The organism is Ruegeria alba, assembly GCF_022321465.1.
Classification (GTDB): domain Bacteria; phylum Pseudomonadota; class Alphaproteobacteria; order Rhodobacterales; family Rhodobacteraceae; genus Ruegeria_B; species Ruegeria_B alba.
In genome coordinates this window covers 124,635-140,710 of record NZ_JAKOEM010000001.1, presented here as the reverse complement: position 1 = coordinate 140,710, position 16,076 = coordinate 124,635, and the positions used below count along the sequence as shown (strand labels likewise).

The 16,076-nt window shown below is 66.4% G+C and carries 15 protein-coding genes; 10 read left to right on the top strand and 5 right to left on the bottom strand.

All coding sequences use genetic code 11. The features are described from left to right. Nucleotides 1–105: 105 nt before the first annotated feature. Nucleotides 106–528 (bottom strand): nucleoside-diphosphate kinase, encoded by a 423-nt coding sequence (gene ndk, locus MB818_RS00710; RefSeq protein ID WP_238903506.1) that lies wholly within the window; start codon nt 526–528, stop codon nt 106–108. A 127-nt stretch (nt 529–655) separates the two neighbouring features. Continuing rightward, complete coding sequence (locus MB818_RS00705) at nt 656–1,855, bottom strand: multidrug effflux MFS transporter (protein WP_234162413.1); 1,200 nt, start codon at nt 1,853–1,855, stop codon at nt 656–658. Nucleotides 1,856–1,975: 120 nt separating this feature from the next. Here MB818_RS00705 and MB818_RS00700 point away from each other — a divergent pair, with 120 nt between their 5' ends. From MB818_RS00700 to MB818_RS00670, 7 genes are all read left to right on the top strand, one after another. Then, nucleotides 1,976–3,826, top strand: coding sequence for an ABC-F family ATP-binding cassette domain-containing protein (locus MB818_RS00700; RefSeq protein WP_238903504.1), 1,851 nt, complete (start codon nt 1,976–1,978; stop codon nt 3,824–3,826). After that, complete coding sequence (locus tag MB818_RS00695; RefSeq protein WP_238903502.1) at nt 3,823–4,305, top strand: GNAT family N-acetyltransferase; 483 nt, start codon at nt 3,823–3,825, stop codon at nt 4,303–4,305. The genes MB818_RS00700 and MB818_RS00695 overlap by 4 nt, the downstream gene beginning before the upstream one ends. Then, complete coding sequence (locus tag MB818_RS00690) at nt 4,302–4,922, top strand: MarC family protein (RefSeq protein ID WP_234145018.1); 621 nt, start codon at nt 4,302–4,304, stop codon at nt 4,920–4,922. The genes MB818_RS00695 and MB818_RS00690 overlap by 4 nt, the downstream gene beginning before the upstream one ends. Before the next feature lie 39 nt (nt 4,923–4,961). Next, complete coding sequence (locus MB818_RS00685) at nt 4,962–5,543, top strand: retropepsin-like aspartic protease family protein (RefSeq protein ID WP_238903501.1); 582 nt, start codon at nt 4,962–4,964, stop codon at nt 5,541–5,543. Between the two features lie 82 nt (nt 5,544–5,625). Next, nucleotides 5,626–6,429 carry a class I SAM-dependent methyltransferase gene (locus tag MB818_RS00680; RefSeq protein ID WP_238903499.1) on the top strand — a complete coding sequence of 268 codons (804 nt, stop codon included), beginning with the start codon at nt 5,626–5,628 and terminating at the stop codon, nt 6,427–6,429. A 108-nt stretch (nt 6,430–6,537) separates the two neighbouring features. After that, nucleotides 6,538–7,704, top strand: a complete 1,167-nt coding sequence (locus MB818_RS00675; protein WP_234215877.1) for a M24 family metallopeptidase — start codon at nt 6,538–6,540, stop codon at nt 7,702–7,704. Further along, complete coding sequence (locus MB818_RS00670; protein WP_234183759.1) at nt 7,701–8,453, top strand: maleate cis-trans isomerase family protein; 753 nt, start codon at nt 7,701–7,703, stop codon at nt 8,451–8,453. The genes MB818_RS00675 and MB818_RS00670 overlap by 4 nt, the downstream gene beginning before the upstream one ends. A gap of 9 nt (nt 8,454–8,462) precedes the next feature. Here the strand turns inward: MB818_RS00670 and MB818_RS00665 are convergent, their stop codons facing one another. From MB818_RS00665 to MB818_RS00655, 3 genes are all read right to left on the bottom strand, one after another. After that, on the bottom strand, nt 8,463–9,272 hold the full coding sequence (locus tag MB818_RS00665; RefSeq protein ID WP_238903497.1) for a lysophospholipid acyltransferase family protein: 810 nt from the start codon (nt 9,270–9,272) through the stop codon (nt 8,463–8,465). A gap of 140 nt (nt 9,273–9,412) precedes the next feature. After that, nucleotides 9,413–9,877 carry a DNA polymerase III subunit chi gene (locus MB818_RS00660; protein ID WP_234136419.1) on the bottom strand — a complete coding sequence of 155 codons (465 nt, stop codon included), beginning with the start codon at nt 9,875–9,877 and terminating at the stop codon, nt 9,413–9,415. 4 nt (nt 9,878–9,881) lie between these two features. Further along, nucleotides 9,882–11,363 (bottom strand): leucyl aminopeptidase, encoded by a 1,482-nt coding sequence (locus MB818_RS00655; RefSeq protein WP_238903495.1) that lies wholly within the window; start codon nt 11,361–11,363, stop codon nt 9,882–9,884. 232 nt (nt 11,364–11,595) lie between these two features. Here MB818_RS00655 and lptG point away from each other — a divergent pair, with 232 nt between their 5' ends. Genes lptG through MB818_RS00640 form a run of 3 tightly spaced genes read left to right on the top strand, consistent with a single transcriptional unit; the run spans nt 11,596 to nt 16,072 of the window. Then, on the top strand, nt 11,596–12,693 hold the full coding sequence (lptG, locus tag MB818_RS00650) for an LPS export ABC transporter permease LptG (RefSeq protein WP_234136417.1): 1,098 nt from the start codon (nt 11,596–11,598) through the stop codon (nt 12,691–12,693). Further along, nucleotides 12,693–14,849 (top strand): LPS-assembly protein LptD, encoded by a 2,157-nt coding sequence (locus tag MB818_RS00645; protein ID WP_238903493.1) that lies wholly within the window; start codon nt 12,693–12,695, stop codon nt 14,847–14,849. Before lptG ends, MB818_RS00645 begins: the two co-directional genes overlap by 1 nt. Further along, complete coding sequence (locus MB818_RS00640; protein WP_234162410.1) at nt 14,834–16,072, top strand: peptidylprolyl isomerase; 1,239 nt, start codon at nt 14,834–14,836, stop codon at nt 16,070–16,072. Before MB818_RS00645 ends, MB818_RS00640 begins: the two co-directional genes overlap by 16 nt. Nucleotides 16,073–16,076 lie beyond the last annotated feature (4 nt).

Sequence of the window (16,076 nt, the reverse complement as noted above, 5' to 3'; positions counted from 1 at the left end):
CGCCCATGGCGCGATGGGGGCAGCGCCCCCTCCCCGCGTAATGAAAAAGCCGCCCTCGAAACCGGGGCGGCTTTTCCTGTTCGTTCAGGTCCGGTGACCGGTGGCTCAGCCGACCAGTTCGATACCCGAGAAGAAATAGGCGATCTCGACAGCGGCGGTTTCCGGCGCGTCCGAGCCGTGCACCGAGTTCTCGCCGACCGACTCGGCGAACTCGGCACGGATGGTGCCGGGGGCCGCGTCGGCGGGGTTGGTGGCGCCCATCACTTCGCGGTTCTTGGCAATGGCGTTCTCGCCTTCCAGCACCTGCACCACGACCGGAGCCGAGGACATGAATTCGCACAGTTCATCATAGAACGGGCGCGCTGCGTGCACTTCGTAGAACTTGCCAGCCTGTTCCTTGGTCATGTGGATGCGCTTCTGCGCGACGATGCGCAGGCCGGCGTCCTCGAACTTGGCGTTGATCTTGCCGGTCAGGTTGCGGCGGGTTGCATCGGGCTTGATGATCGAAAAGGTGCGTTCCAGTGCCATCGGGGCTCTCCTTGAATCTGGCGGCGCGCCTTTCGCGCCGGATGTATCGCGCGCCGCCTATCATGATGGAACGCACAAGGAAAGTGCCATGATGGCAAATCCGGACCCGGATACGGGGATTGTCGGGTCAGGTCTCGGTCAGAGGGTCACGCAGGTCGACCCAGCGTGTGTAGAGCGCGGCGACAAGGCTGAGCAGGCTGGCGGCCAGCATCAGCCCCAGAACGGCATAGGGCGCGTTCTGGGCATTCACGACCACACCCGTTGCCGTGGTCAGCGCCGCCCCCAGCGCCACGGTCAGCGCGCCAGACAGGCCCGAGGCGCTGCCAGCCAGATGCGGGCGCACCGACATCAGACCGGCATTGGCATTGGCCAGCGTCAGCCCGTTGCCAAAGCCCACGAAAATGGCCGAGGCAAAGAATACCCAGACCGATCCCAGACCGACAAGAAACAGCACCAGCCCCAACAGCGGCCCCAGGCTCGCCACCCAGCGCCCGGCCACGATCAGCGGCATCAGCCCCACACGCGGCGCGATGCGCCCGGTGACGAAGTTGCCTGCCATGAAACCCAGGGTGATGATACCGATCCCAAGGCCCAGCATCGCCGGGCTTAGGTCGAACGCAGCCGCCGCGACCATGGGCGCTCCGGTGATGAAGGCGTAAAAGCCCCCCACCGAGAAGGCGGCACACAGGCTGTAGCCCCAGAACCGGCGTGATCCGAACAGCTCGGGGTATTGCCGCATCTGTGCCCCGAAGGTGGCCGAGCGGTTCTGGTTGGTTTCGCCCATATCCGCCCAGACGAGCGCCAGCATCGCAAACCCCAAGGCGGCATAGAGAACGAACCCGGCCCGCCAGCCAAACAGGCTCTCCAGCACGCCGCCCAGCATCGGCCCCAGCATCGGCGCCAGCGCCATCGCCATCGACAATTGCCCCAGCCGCGCCGCCGCCTGTGACGGCGGGTAGAGATCGCGCAGCGCCGCCCGCGGCAGGACCTGCCCCGCGATCACCGCGCCCTGCACCATCCGGAACCCGAGAAAGACCCAGATATTCTCGGCCAGCGCGCATCCGACCGAGGCCAGCGCGAAAACACCCATCGACCACAACAGAACCGGACGCCGCCCATAGCGGTCGGACAAGGGGCCCATGATCAGCTGCAACACCCCGGTAACGATCAGGTATCCCGCGATCGACAGGTTCGCCAGCGCATAGTCCACCCCGAAATCCGAGGCGATATGCGCCAGCGAGGGCAGGAACATGTTCAATGTCAGGACCGCCAGCGCGGTGGCAAGAACAAGCGTGATCAGATGCGGCGGGTTGGTGGCGGGACGCATGGGCGGGATCCGGCGGATGGGGCGGTCTCTCTGCGCTATCACGGTCGCGTGCGCCTGACCATCCCGACAACGGGCCCAAGCCGCTGGCGGCCCCTTCACCTGTCTGTTATGAGCGCGCCCATGTTGAGGATCGATAACATCACTTACGCGGTCGAGGGCCGGCCGCTGTTCGACGGCGCCAGCGCCGTCATCCCCGATGGCCACAAGGTCGGACTGGTGGGCCGCAACGGCACCGGCAAGACCACGCTCTTTCGCCTGATCCGGGGCGAACTGGCGCTCGAGACCGGCGAGATTGCCCTGCCCCGCCGCGCCCGCATCGGCGGCGTCGCGCAAGAGGCGCCCGCCTCGGACGTGTCTTTGCTCGACACGGTTCTGGCCGCCGATACCGAACGGGGCGCGCTGATGGCCGAGGCCGAAACCGCCACCGACCCCACCCGCATCGCCGAGGTGCAGACCCGTCTGGCCGATATCGACGCCTGGAGCGCGCCGGCGCGCGCCGCCTCGATCCTCAAGGGGCTCGGGTTCGACGATGACGAACAGCTCAAACCCTGCTCCGATTTCTCGGGCGGCTGGCGGATGCGGGTGGCGCTGGCGGCGGTGCTGTTTTCACAGCCCGACCTGCTGCTGCTCGATGAACCGACCAACTATCTCGACCTCGAAGGGGCGCTGTGGCTGGAGAGCTATCTGGCGAAATACCCCCATACGGTGATCATCATCAGCCACGACCGCGGGCTGTTGAACCGTGCCGTCGGCGCGATCCTGCATCTCGAGGATCGCAAACTGACCCTCTATCAGGGGCCCTATGACCAGTTCGCCCGCCAGCGGGCCGAAAACCTCGCTCAGGCCCAGGCGATGGCCAAGAAGCAGGAGGCGCGCCGCGCGCATCTGCAATCTTATGTCGACCGCTTCCGGTACAAGGCGGACAAGGCCAAGCAGGCACAGTCGCGTCTGAAGGCGCTGGCCCGGATGCAGCCGATCAGCAGCCCGCAAGAGGCCGCGCTGCGTGCCTTCACCTTTCCCAAGCCCGAGGAAATGTCGCCCCCGATCATCCATCTCGAAGGCGGGGTTACGGGCTATGGCGAAACCGAGGTTCTGAAACGGCTGAACCTGCGCATCGATCAGGATGACCGGATTGCGCTGTTGGGCAAGAACGGTCAGGGCAAATCCACCCTGTCGAAACTGCTCTCGGACCGGCTGCCGCTGATGGCGGGGCGGATGACCCGCTCGCCCAAGCTGCGCATTGGCTATTTCGCCCAGCATCAGGTCGACGAGCTTTACGTTGATGAAACCCCGCTCGACCACCTGCGCCGCCTGCGCCCGGGCGAGGCCCCGGCTAAATGGCGGGCGCGGCTGGCGGGCTTCGGCCTTGGCCCCGAACAGGCGGAAACAGCGGTGGGGCGGCTTTCGGGCGGACAAAAGGCGCGACTGAGCCTGCTGATCGCCACGCTTGATGCGCCGCACATGCTGATCCTCGACGAGCCGACCAACCACCTCGATATCGAAAGCCGCGAGGCGCTGGTCGAGGCGCTGACCGATTATACCGGCGCGGTGATCCTGGTCAGCCACGACATGCACCTGCTCAGCCTTGTGGCCGACCGGCTGTGGCTGGTCTCGGACGGGTCGGTGAAACCCTTCGAGGGCGATCTTGAGGCCTATCGCGACTTCCTTCTGGCGCGCGACAAGCCGGAACCAGCCAAACCGGCCGAGGCCAAGCCCAAGCGCGCCAGTCGCGACACGGTTCTGGCACTGCGGGCCGAGCTGCGCAAATGCGAGGAACGGGTCGAGAAGCTGTCCGAGATGCACGACAAACTCGCCGCCAAGCTGGCCGATCCCGCGCTATACGCCGATGACAAGGTCGCTGATCTCGAAGTCTGGAACCGCAAATATGCGGAACTGAAAGACGCGATGGAGCGGGCCGAGACCCTGTGGATGGACGCGCAGGAGAAGCTCGACGCGGCGCAGGCGACATGATCGTCCGGCAGGCAGAGGCAGCGGATGCCGCCGCGATGAGCGCGGTATTGCAACCGATCCTGACCGGCTGGAACAGTGCCCGCCGGGGCGATGCGGCGACCGTTCTGGGCCATTACATCGCCCATCCCGACCGGCTGAGCTGTGCCGTGGCCTGCGAGGGCGCGCACATCCTGGGCTTTCAGTCGCTGAAAGTCGCGCGCGCCCGGAACGATTATGACCTGCCCGCCGGCTGGGGCATCATCGGCACCTATGTGGCGGGCGATGCGGGCCGCCGGGGCATCGGGCGGGCGCTGTTTGGTGAAACACTAGCCGCGGCACGCCGCGCCGGGCTGGCCCATATCGACGCCACCATCGGCGCCAGCAACCCACAGGGTTTGGCCTATTACACCGCTTTGGGTTTTCAGACCTGGCGCGCGCTTGACGGCGCCGTGGGCAAGCGGTTCGACCTGACCGCGCCCCAGCAGACGGAGGGGACATGATCGACACCGCCTTTCTGATCACCGCCTTCACCACGCTTTTCGTGGTGATCGACCCGCCGGGCCAGACGCCGATCTTCATGGCGCTGACCCAGGGCATGGACAGCCGCACCAAACGCGCCATCGCGCTGCGCGCCTGCCTGACGGCGGCGGGGATCCTCGCCATGTTCGCGGCCTTTGGCGAAGCGGTGCTGGGCTTTGTCGGCATCTCGATGCCCGCCTTTCGCGTCGCGGGCGGCGTTCTTCTGTTCCTCACCGCGCTCGACATGCTGTTCGAGCGGCGCACCAAGCGGCGCGAGGACCGGGCCGAGGCCGAGGAGCACGCCGACCCCTCGGTGTTCCCGCTGGGCATTCCGCTGATCGCCGGTCCCGGCTCGATCGCCACCATGATCCTCTTGGCGGGACAGCATCCGGGCGCCGAGGGGCTGGCCACGGTGATCGGGGTGATGCTGGCGGTGCTGGCGGTAGTGCTCTTCCTTTATCTGATCTCCGGCCTCCTGGGGCGACTTCTGGGCAAGACCGGGCTGAACGTGGTCACCCGCCTGTTGGGCATGCTGCTGGCGGCGCTGGCGGTGCAATTCATCCTCGACGGGCTCAGGGCCTTTGGCTTTGCCGGCTGACACCCCATATCGGGAGAATACCCACAGGAAAGGCCCGCCATGGTCGCTGACGATTTCGCCCGCCTGATCTATCTGATGCTGCTTGTCGCGGCGCTGTTGTTCTGGTTCATCAGCCAGCGACGCGCCAGCCTGGGCAAAGCGATGCAGATGGCGATGGCCTGGGTTTTCATCTTTGTCGGCGTGATCGCGATGGTGGGCCTGTGGGACGACATTCGCGGCACGGTAGCTGGCACGCCACGCATCTCGGTCAGCGACAACCGGGTCGAGATCCCGCGCAGCCCGGACGGCCACTATTATGCAACCCTTTTTGTCGAGGACAAACCGCTGCGCTTTCTGGTCGATACCGGCGCCAGCCAGGTGGTGCTGAGCCATGCGGATGCCGAACGGTTGGGCATCGACACATCCGCGCTCAACTATTTCGGGCGCGCCTATACCGCCAATGGCGAGGTGCGCACCGCGCCGGTGAAACTGGGCCAGGTGCAGCTGGGCGGGTTCACCGATCAGGGCGTCACCGCCTGGGTCAACGAGGGCGACATGGCCGAATCGCTGCTGGGCATGGACTATCTGCAACGGTTCAGCAGTATCCAGATCGCGGGTGGGACACTGGTTCTGAGCCGCTGAAACGCTGTGGGACGGTCTTAATCGTTGACCGCGCGGGGCCAGATGCCGCCAAATGGGTGATATCCATGAAGGGAGGCCACTCATGTCCAACCAGCAATGGCAGTTGAGCGGGTCGATGCCCGAACGCTACGAGGAATTTCTTGTTCCCGTCATTTTCACCCCCTGGGCGCAAGAGCTGCTGTCGCGCGCGGCGTTGTCCGAGGGCGCGGAACTGCTCGATCTGGCCTGTGGCACCGGCATCGTTGCCCGTATGGCGGCAACACGGGGGGTGCGGGTTTGCGGGGCGGACCATAATCCAGGAATGCTGGCGCAGGCCGAAACACAGTCCGCCGGGCAAAACATCACCTATCGCCAGGCCGATGCCGCCGGCCTGCCCTTTGACGCGGGGCGGTTCGATGCGGTGATCTGTCAGCAGGGGCTTCAGTTCTTTCCCGACAAGCCGGGTGCGGTGGCCGAATGTTTCAGGGTCCTGCGCCCCGGCGGCAAGGCGGTATTCTGCATGGCGCGCGGGCTTGAGGAAAACCCGCTTATGCGGGCACAGGTCAAGGCATTCGCCGTTCATTTGGACGCGGACGAGGCAAACGCGATCCGCGCGGTTTGCGGATTTGCCGACCCGGAGGAAACAGGTGCCTTGTTTACGGATGCCGGGTTCGACCCGGTCTCGGTCCAGGCGGTCACGCTCGAGCTGAATGCCAGGGACGCGGGCGCCTTTGTCAATGGGCTGATGGCCGCGACTCCCGCCAGCGAGCGGATCGCCGCCCTGTCACCAGAGGCGCGTGCAGCATTGCATTCCGATATCCTCGCCGGGTTCGGCTCTTGCCACCACGGCAAGGCCCTGCGCTTTCCGCATGTGCCCAACGTGGTGGTGGCGGCAAAACCCGCATGATACCGGCGCAGGTGTCGCGGGCGGACCATCCCGCGCCGCAACCGGTGCTGCAACCTGAGGCCGGACCGGCAAGGATCGCGCGCAGTGACCCGCCGGAGACAAACCACCATGGCTGAAACCTCGCTGATCTTTCCGGCCCAGGAATACCGGCGCCGTATCGGCGCCTTGCAGGCAGAAATGGAGCAGGGCGGCCATGACGCGCTGATCCTGACCTCGCCTGCGGATGTGTTCTATGTCACCGGATTCCTGACTCGGTTCTGGGAAAGCCCGGCGCGACCGTGGTTCCTGTTGATCCCCCGCGCGGGCGATCCGGTGGCGGTGATCCCGGCCATCGGCGCCGATCTGATGGGCCGCACCTGGATCACCGACATTCGCACCTGGGACGCGCCCGACCCTGTCGATGACGGGGTCAGTCTGCTGGCCGAGTCGCTGGCCACCATGGTGCCCGCAAACGGCGCCATCGGTCTGCCGATGGGGCTGGAAACCCATCTGCGGATGCCGCTGGGCGACTATCTGCGTCTGGCCGACCGGTTGGCGCCGCGCCGCATGACGAACGCCACCGCCGTGGTGCAGCGCGTGCGCGAGATCAAGTCCGAAGCCGAGATCGACAAGATCCGCGCGATCTGTTCCATCGCCTCGGACACGTTCGACAACGTGCACGACTTCGCGCGCGGCGGCGAGCCGCTGGACCGGGTGTTCCGCGCCTTTCAGGCGATGCTTCTGGACCATGGCGCCGACTGGGTCAGCTATGTGGCCGGTGGTGCCGGTCCGGGTGGTTATGGCGACGTGATCTCTCCCGCCGATGCCCGCCCGCTGGCCTCCGGCGATATCCTGATGCTGGATACCGGTGCGGTGAAGGACGGCTATTTCTGCGACTTCGACCGCAACTATGCCATCGGCCCTGCCCCGGATGACGCCCGCCGCGCCCATGCCGCCCTCCATGCCGCGACCGAGGACGCGCTGGCGCAGCTGCGCCCCGGCATGCTGGCCCGCGACGCCCATCGCATCCTGACCGAGGGCCTGCGCAAACGCGGCGCGCAGCCGGGCGGCGGTCGGCTGGGCCACGGGCTGGGTCTGACGCTGACGGAATGGCCCTCGTTCACACCCAAGGACACGACCGAGCTGCGCGCCGGCATGGTGCTGACGCTGGAACCGGGCGCCGAGATTGCACCGGGCCGCATTCTGGTACACGAGGAAAACATCGTCTTGCGCGACAGCGGGCCCGAATTGCTCAGCCGCCGCGCCCCCGCCGATCTGCCGGAGTTGCCCGCATGAGCCATTTTCCCTACCAATTGACCACCCCGATTGGCAGCGCCGCCACGCTGGGACTGATCGTGTTGCAGGCCGACGAGACGGTCGAGCAGGATTTCCAGCGCCTTTTCGCGGCCCCCGATCAGGCGCTCTATGTCACCCGCATCCCCTCGGGCGCGGACGTGACGCCCGAGACCCTGCGCCAGATGGAACGCGACCTGCCGCACGCGGCCAGCCTGCTGCCGCCCTCGGTGGCGTTCTCGACGGTGGGCTATGCCTGCACCTCGGGCGCCACGATGATCGGGCCGGACCGGGTGGCCGAGCTGATCCGGGGCGCCTGCGACACACAGGCCAGCACCGATCCGCTGACCGCGGCGCGCGCGGCGCTGCGTGCGTTGGGCATCACCCGTCTGGGCATCGTGTCGCCCTATGTCGCCTCGGTGGCCGAACCGGTGCGGCACGCCTTGGGCGCGGCCGGGGTCGAGACGCCAGAAACCCTCAGCTTCGGCGAGTCGAGCGAGGCGCGTGTGGCGCGGATCGACCCGGCCTCGATCCGGGCGGCGGCGCTGGAACTGGGGCGGCGCGGCGGTCTGGACGGGCTGTTCCTGAGCTGCACCAACCTGCGCACGCTGGATGTGATCGACGAGATCGAGGCAGAGCTGGGCATTCCGGTGGTCAGTTCCAACCTGGCGCTGGCCTGGCACATGGCGACGCAGGCCGGGCTGGCCCTGCCGCACGCGCCGGGGCGGCTGATGCGGCAGCTGGCGGGCTGAGGCCCCGCCTCAGGCCCGGTCGAACGCCGCCAGCATCGCCGCGCGCAGCCGCGCCACATCGGCATCGACCGGCGCGGTAGGGTCGCAGACAAAGGGCTCCAGCACCTCGACCCGGATCACCCCGCCTTGGGGCAGGAATCGGCCACGCGGCAACAGGCGGTCCGAGGCGTGGATGACGATGGGCCGGATGCTGCGGCCACTGTCGCGCGCCGCCAGAACCGCGCCCGCCTTGAACGGGCCAAGCGACTCGCCGCGCGCGCGGGTGCCCTCGGGGAACAGCACCACCGAGCGGCGGGCGGGCATTTCGCGCACCGCCGCGCCCAGCGTCTCCATCGCCAGGCTGCCGTTCTTGCGGTCGATCTCGACCAGACCGGCGCCGGTGAAACCGGTGCGCAGCAGCGGGTGGCGGCAGAGTTCCTTCTTGGCGGCAAAGGTGAACCATTTCGCATCCGGCACCGCGTCCATCAGCGCGAACCCGTCCAGATGGCTGCGATGGTTGATCACGATGATGCTGTCGCGATCCTGTGCTAGCGCGGCGCGCTCGGCCTCGGTGATCTCGACCCGGATGCCCAGCAACCACAACAGCCGCGAACAGGCGCGCTTGACCAGCCGCCAATACCAGCCGCGAAACCCGCGCCGCCGGGCGCAAAGCAGCGGCACGAAGGCGATGAACAGGAAATAGAACGGCCCGATCAGGACCAGCACCACACGCTTGATCAGCCGGACCGGCGCGGAGGCGGTCGCCGCGTTGCGGGAAACGGAGGTATCGGTCATCTGGCCCTGCCATCGGTTCAGGCCCCGGCGGGGCGATTGGGCCATGACAACAGATTGCTTGCGCACCGACGGGCCAGTGTCACAACCTGCACTGGGCGCCTTGGACCGCGACAGGCGCGACCCTGCCCCTATCGGTCAGTTCCCCGCAGATATCAATGAAAAACAGACCATGCGGTCCGGCAGGCTCAGCCGCCCGCCTCAGCCTTCTTCTCCCACCGGCCCGATTCCTCGGACCAGTATTGCGCCGCGCAGCCCGCCGATGTCAGCGCCCGCCACTGGCCGCGCGCGGCCTCGACCGCCTGCGGATCGGTGCCGTCGAACAGGATACAGACCCGCTCCAGCGTGGCGACCTCCTCTGCGGTGACCGAGGCGCCATCAATGCTCATCACGCAGCGCGCGCCATTGGGCGCATCCGCGCCGGTGGTCAGCAGCACCGGCTGGTCGGCGTCATGGGCGCCCCCCGCCAGCCCATGCGGCAGGAACCCGTCATCGGGCCCCAGCCACAGCTTTTCGTCCAGCCAACCCAGCCGCCCCGGATCGGTCCCCCTCACCGCCACCCGCCAGCCCGCGCCCAGTGCCTTGGTCAGCAGCACCGGCAAAGTCGCCTCGAGCGGATTGCGGGTCAGGTGATAGAAATAGGCGGCCCCCATCGGATCACTCTGCCAGCCGGTCCACCAGACGGTTCAGCGCCAGCACGCCCCAGCCTGTGGCACCCTTGGGCGCCATGTCGGTCTCGGCGGTGACCGAGGCGACCCCGGCGATGTCGAGATGGATCCAGGGCGTGCCCTCCTGCACGAAGCGGGCCAGGAACTGCGCCGCGGTGATCGAGCCCGCCGGGCGCCCGCCCACGTTCTTCATGTCGGCGATGCGCGATTTCAGCATATCGTCATAGGCCTGACCAAGCGGCATCCGCCAGGCGCCCTCGCCCTCTTCGCCCGCCGATTTCAGAAAGGCGTTGCACAGCGTGTCGTCGTTCGAGAAGACGCCGGCATTCTCGTGGCCCAGCCCGATGATGATCGCACCGGTCAGGGTGGCAAGGTCGATCATGCCGACGGGCTTGAACCGCTCCTGCGCGTACCACATCACGTCGCACAGCACGAGCCGCCCCTCGGCATCGGTGTTGATGATCTCGACCGTGTCGCCTTTCATGGATTTCACCACGTCGCCCGGCCGGGTGGCCCGGCCCGAGGGCATGTTTTCAACCAGGCCCACCAGGCCCACCACATTGGCCTTGGCCTTGCGCAGCGCCAGCGCCCGCATGGTGCCCGCGACCACACCGGCGCCGCCCATGTCCATGGTCATGTCTTCCATCCCGGCGGCGGGTTTCAGCGAGATGCCACCGGTGTCGAACACCACGCCCTTGCCCACCAGCGCCAGCGGGGCGGCCTCCTTGTGGCCGCCCTTCCAGTGCATCACCACCACCTTCGACGGGCTGTCCGAGCCCTGCCCGACGCTGAGCAGCGTGCGCATGCCCAGTTTGGCCAACTCGTCCTCCTCCAGCACCTCGACCTCCAGCCCCAGCGCCTCCATCTCCTTGAGGCGGTTGGCAAATTCCGTGGTGGTCAGCACGTTTGCCGGTTCGTTGACCAGATCGCGGGTCATGTGCACACCCTCGGCCAGGCCCGCCAGCGGCGCATAGGCGGTGGCGACCTCCTCGGCCTTGGTGTGGGCGATGGTGACCGAGGCATCAGCAGCCTCGGCAGCCTCATCCTCGGGTTTGGATTTATGAGCGGTGAAATCATAGGCGCGCAGGGCGATGCCCAGCGCCAGCTGCTCGGCCCGGACCTGACCGCCCGCCATCAGCAACAGCGGCTTGCCGCCCGCCAGCTTGGCCAGTGCCGCGCCCCCCTTGCGGGCGGTCAGCGCATCGGCGCGGCGCGGCAGCACCAGCACATCCAGCGCCTCGGCGGCCATGCCCGCAGGCCAGGCCAGCGACACCACCTGCCCCGGTTTCACCTTGGCGAACCGGTCGCTTTCGACCAGCCGCGCCAGCGCCCCGCGCGTCAGCCGGTTGGCCCGGCGAGCGCCCGGATCAAGTTTGCCCTCGGGCGGCACGATCACCGCAACGCGTCCGGTCGCGGTGGCCATCGCGTCCAGGTCGGGCATCTCGAAACGGATCGGGGTGGGGCTGGTCATTCGGTCTCTCCTCAACATCTGTCCGCCTAGAGGTAGCCTGCCCACCGCATCTTGGCCAGATAGCAGTTTTCCCCGCCGATCAATTGCATTAAGGTCCGGCCCAATCGACAGACCGTTCCGGGGGTATCGCAGTGTCACGATACGGCAGAGTGCCGCTGTTGCCGCTTCGCGCGCGCCTTGACGCGACACAGTCGAATTTCACTATGCGCCCGTTTCCTGACCGGGGTGCAGCATGATTCTGGACCGCTACTTCGCCCGCCGCTTCATCCAGAGTTTTCTGGTGATTGGGCTGGTGTTCCTAGGGCTGGTCCTTTTGATCGACCTGATCGAACAGCTCCGCCGCTTCGAGGGATTCGATGTCGGCATTGGCCAGCTTCTTGGGCTGACCCTGCTGAACGCCCCTGCCGCGATCAGCGAGATCCTGCCGCTGTTGATGATCCTGTCGACCATCGTGCTGTTTGTCGGACTGGCCCGCAGCTCCGAACTGGTGGTGACCCGCGCCATCGGGCGCTCGGGGATCCGGGCGCTGGTCGGGCCGGTGCTGGTGGCGATGGTGATCGGGGTGCTGGCGGTGACCACGCTGAACCCCATCGTGGCCGCGACCGCCGTTCGGTATCAGAGCCTTGCCGACACCTATCGCAACGGCGGCCCGTCGGTGCTATCGCTCAGCGAAGAAGGGTTGTGGCTGCGCCAGGGCGATAGCAGCGGCCAGTCGGTGATCCATGCCACCGGCTTTGGTGGCGACGGGGTGACCCTCTTTGACGTGACCATCCTCAGCTTTGGCCCCGAGGGCAGCGCCCAGCGGCGCACCATCGCCGAAAGCGCCCAGTTGCAGGAAGGCAAATGGCTGCTGAACAAGGCCAAGGTCTGGCCCCTGAAGGTGGGACAGAACCCCGAGGCCAACGCCGTCTATCACGACCGGATCGAGATGCCGACTTCGCTGACGCAAGAGCGTATCCGCGACAGTCTGGGCCGGCGCGAGACGGTGTCAATCTATGACCTGCCCCAGACCATCGAACAGCTGCAACAGGCGGGCTTTTCGACCAAGCGGCACAAGGTCTGGTTGCAGGTCGAGCTGGCCCGACCGCTGTTTCTGGTGTCGATGGTGCTGGTGGGCGCGGCCTTTACCATGCGCCATACGCGTTTCGGCGGCACCGGGCTGGCGGTTCTGTCGGCGGTGTTGCTGGGCTTTACCCTCTATTTCACCCGCAACTTCGCGCAGATACTGGGCGAGAACGGGCAAATCCCCGTGGCGCTGGCCGCCTGGGCGCCGCCGGTGGCGGCGATCCTGCTGACCTTTGGCCTCTTGCTGCATGCGGAGGACGGCTGATGCGGGCGCTGCTTTCCACCCTGTTGTCTGGCGTCGCCTGCCTGCATCTGGCGGGCGCCGCCACCGCCCAGACATTGCCCCCTGTGCCCGCGGAACAGACCGAGGTGCAGCCCGCGATCCTTGTGGCCGACAGCGTCTTCATCACGCCAGAGCGGCAATTGATCGCCGAGGGCAATGTCGAGGCGTTCCAGGGCGATATCCGCCTGCAGGCCCAAAAGATCACCTTTGACAGACAGTCGGGACAGCTGAGCATCGAGGGACCGATCCGCATCGACCAGGGCGGTCGGGCGACGGTGCTGGCGGATGCCGCCCAGCTGGACAAGACCCTGCAAGACGGCCTGTTGACCGGCGCGCGCATGGTATTCGATCAACAGCTGCAACTGGCCGCGCTGCAAATGACGCGCGTGGGCGGGCGCTATACCCAGCTTTACAAGACCTCGGTCACCTCGTGCCATGTCTGCGAGAACGGCAAGCCGCCGCTCTGGCAGATCCGGGCACAGAAAGTGGTCCACGACCAGCTTGAACAACAGCTCTATTTCGAGGGCGCGCAATTCCGGGTGCTGGATGTACCGGTGTTCTACTTTCCGGCCATGCGCTTGCCCGACCCGAACCTGAAACGCGCGACCGGGTTCCTGATCCCGTCGATCCGAACCACCTCGCAGCTGGGCACCGGGATCAAGGTACCGTATTTCTTTCGCCTGGGCGACCACCGCGACCTGACGGTTTCTCCCTATGTCTCGTCCAAGACAAAGACGCTCGACCTGCGCTATCGCCAGGCCTTTGCCCGCGGCCGGATCGAGATCGATGGCGCCTATACCCGCGACGACCTGATCCCGGGCGAGGATCGCGGCTATGTCTTTGCCACCGGCCAGTTCGACCTGCGCGACGATTACAAGCTGAAGCTTGGGGTACAGGCCGTCTCGGACAACGGCTATCTGGCCGATTACGGCCTGCCCGAATACGACCGACTGCGCAGCGAGATCTCGATCGAACGGTTCCGCCGCGACAGCGCCTTTCGCATCGGGCTGATCCATTACGAGACCCTGCGCGACAGCGAGATCGAGGACGAGATCCCCACGGAGATCTTCGACATCAATGCCGAGAAACGGTATTTCCCGACCGGCCTTGGCGGCGAGGTGCGTCTTGCCTTTGACGGCCATGCGCATCAGCGCCAATCCTCGGCCAATGTTGTCGGGCGCGATATCGCGCGGGCGACGCTGGATGCGGAATGGCTGCGCAGCTGGACCTTTGCCAGCGGGCTGCGCGCCGATTGGCGCATGGGTGTCGCGGTCGACGATTACCGGGTCTGGGACGATTCCAACTATGCCAGCGGCACCCTGCGCAGCGCCCCGCGCGCCGCGCTGACCCTGCGCTATCCGATGATCTATCGCGGCACCACCGGCACCCATTTCCTGGAACCCATTGCGCAACTGGGCTGGAGCGACGTGTCCGGCGCGCCACTCCCCAATGGCGAGAGCAATTTTGTCGAGTTCGATCAGGGCAACCTGCTGGCGCTGTCTCGTTTTCCCGCCAACGATCAGCGCGAGGAAGGCAAGCGCGCGGTGTTCGGCCTGAACTGGGCGCGCTTCTCGCCCTCGGGCTGGCAGGCCTTTGCGACCGTTGGCCAAGTGTTCCGCAGCACGTCGGATCCTCGGTTCTCCAAATCTTCGGGTTTGGGTGGCACCGCCTCGGACCTGCTATTGGCCGGCCAGATCACCCTGCCCCAGGGTCTGGGCCTGACCGCACGCGGCCTGCTTGACGGTTCGCTCAACTTCTCCAAGGTCGAGGTGCGCGGCAGCTGGACGGATGACCGCACCAGCGTCAGCGGCAGCTATCTGTGGCTGGGCCGGGATCTGGCCGAGAACCGGGCGCTGGCGGTGTCCGAGTTCTGGTTCGACGGCAGCTACAAGGTGAACCCCTATTGGACCGCCTCTGCCAATATCCGCTACGATATCGAGGATTCGCGTGCCACCCGTGCCGGCATCGGATTTGCCTATCAAAACGAATGTGTCACGGTTAACATTTCGGTCAATCGCCGCTACACCTCTTCGACAAGTGTTGAGCCGTCGACCGATTTCGGATTTACCATCGCCCTCAGCGGCTTTGCCGTGGAGAGCGCAAACAAAGAATACAGGCGATCATGCAGCAAAACCTGACCACCCTGTCCCGCTCCCTGGCCCGCATGCTGGGCGCCGCCGCGCTGACCCTGACGCTGGCCGGTGGCCCCGTTGCGGCGCAAAGCCTGTTCAGCCCGGCGATCCGCGTCAATCAGGGCGTGATCACCCATTTCGAGCTGGAACAGCGCATCCGCCTGATGGAGGTGCTGCGCATCCCGGGCGATCCGCAGAAAGATGCCCGCCGCTCGCTGATCGAGGAAGCGCTCAAGATGCAGGCGGTCGAAGAGGCCGGCATCGAGGTGGCCCCCGAGGACGTGCAACTGGGCATCGACGATTTCGCCGCCCGCGCGCGCCTGTCGACCGACGAGTTCCTGGCGGCGCTCGCGAACGAGGGCGTCTCGGCCGAAACCGTGCGCGATTTCGTCAGCAAGCAGATGGCCTGGCGCGACTATGTCAGCGCCCGCTTCCTGGCCCGCGCCCGCCCCACTCCGGACGAGATCGACCGGGCGCTGGGCCTGGGTGGCGGTGGCGGACTGCAGGTGCTGCTCTCCGAGATCATCATTCCGCTTACTCCCCAGACCGTGGATCAGGTCGACGAGGTAGCCCAGCAGATCGCCGCGCTGACCAGCTACGAGGCCTTCTCAAGCGCCGCGGCCCAGGTCTCGGCAGCCGAAACGCGCGAGAATGGCGGCCGCATGCCCTGGATCCCGCTGGCGCAACTGCCCCCGGCCTTGCAACCGGTGATACTGGAACTTGAACCAGGCGAGATTTCGTCTCCGATCACCCTGCCTAACGCAGTGGCGCTGTTCCAGATGCGCGGTCTACGCGAAGCGGCGGTAGGCACCCCCCGCTATGCCGTGATCGACTATGCCGCCTATCGGATGGCGGGTGGGCGCAGCCCCGAGACGCTGAAGGCAGCAACAGGGCTGCGCCAGCGCGTCGATACTTGCGACGACCTCTATGGCGTAGCCAAGGGCCAGCCGGTCGAGGTGCTGGACAGGATCAGTGCGAAACCGTCAGAGATACCGCAGGATATCGCGCTGGAACTGGCGAAGCTCGACCCGGGCGAAACTTCGATTGCGCTGACCCGCAACAATGGCCAGACCCTGTTGTTTCTGATGATGTGCAACCGCACCCGCGATCTGGGCGGCGATGCCTCGCGCGAGGATGTGGCCAACGCCCTGACACAGCAACGCCTGCAAACCCTGGCCGAGAGTCTCGTGGAACAGCTGCGCGCCGACGCCATCATCACCGAGGAATAGGGCC

What these genes read in the sequence shown, in the direction of transcription:
- MB818_RS00640 (WP_234162410.1), top strand. Translation starts at nt 14,834, where the DNA reads ATGCAGCAAAACCTGACCACCCTGTCCCGCTCCCTGGCCCGCATGCTG.
- ndk (WP_238903506.1), bottom strand. Translation starts at nt 528, where the DNA reads ATGGCACTGGAACGCACCTTTTCGATCATCAAGCCCGATGCAACCCGC.
- MB818_RS00660 (WP_234136419.1), bottom strand. Translation starts at nt 9,877, where the DNA reads ATGGGGGCCGCCTATTTCTATCACCTGACCCGCAATCCGCTCGAGGCG.
- MB818_RS00680 (WP_238903499.1), top strand. Translation starts at nt 5,626, where the DNA reads ATGTCCAACCAGCAATGGCAGTTGAGCGGGTCGATGCCCGAACGCTAC.
- MB818_RS00690 (WP_234145018.1), top strand. Translation starts at nt 4,302, where the DNA reads ATGATCGACACCGCCTTTCTGATCACCGCCTTCACCACGCTTTTCGTG.
- MB818_RS00685 (WP_238903501.1), top strand. Translation starts at nt 4,962, where the DNA reads ATGGTCGCTGACGATTTCGCCCGCCTGATCTATCTGATGCTGCTTGTC.
- MB818_RS00705 (WP_234162413.1), bottom strand. Translation starts at nt 1,855, where the DNA reads ATGCGTCCCGCCACCAACCCGCCGCATCTGATCACGCTTGTTCTTGCC.
- MB818_RS00695 (WP_238903502.1), top strand. Translation starts at nt 3,823, where the DNA reads ATGATCGTCCGGCAGGCAGAGGCAGCGGATGCCGCCGCGATGAGCGCG.
- MB818_RS00655 (WP_238903495.1), bottom strand. Translation starts at nt 11,363, where the DNA reads ATGACCAGCCCCACCCCGATCCGTTTCGAGATGCCCGACCTGGACGCG.
- MB818_RS00670 (WP_234183759.1), top strand. Translation starts at nt 7,701, where the DNA reads ATGAGCCATTTTCCCTACCAATTGACCACCCCGATTGGCAGCGCCGCC.
- lptG (WP_234136417.1), top strand. Translation starts at nt 11,596, where the DNA reads ATGATTCTGGACCGCTACTTCGCCCGCCGCTTCATCCAGAGTTTTCTG.
- MB818_RS00675 (WP_234215877.1), top strand. Translation starts at nt 6,538, where the DNA reads ATGGCTGAAACCTCGCTGATCTTTCCGGCCCAGGAATACCGGCGCCGT.
- MB818_RS00665 (WP_238903497.1), bottom strand. Translation starts at nt 9,272, where the DNA reads ATGGCCCAATCGCCCCGCCGGGGCCTGAACCGATGGCAGGGCCAGATG.
- MB818_RS00645 (WP_238903493.1), top strand. Translation starts at nt 12,693, where the DNA reads ATGCGGGCGCTGCTTTCCACCCTGTTGTCTGGCGTCGCCTGCCTGCAT.
- MB818_RS00700 (WP_238903504.1), top strand. Translation starts at nt 1,976, where the DNA reads ATGTTGAGGATCGATAACATCACTTACGCGGTCGAGGGCCGGCCGCTG.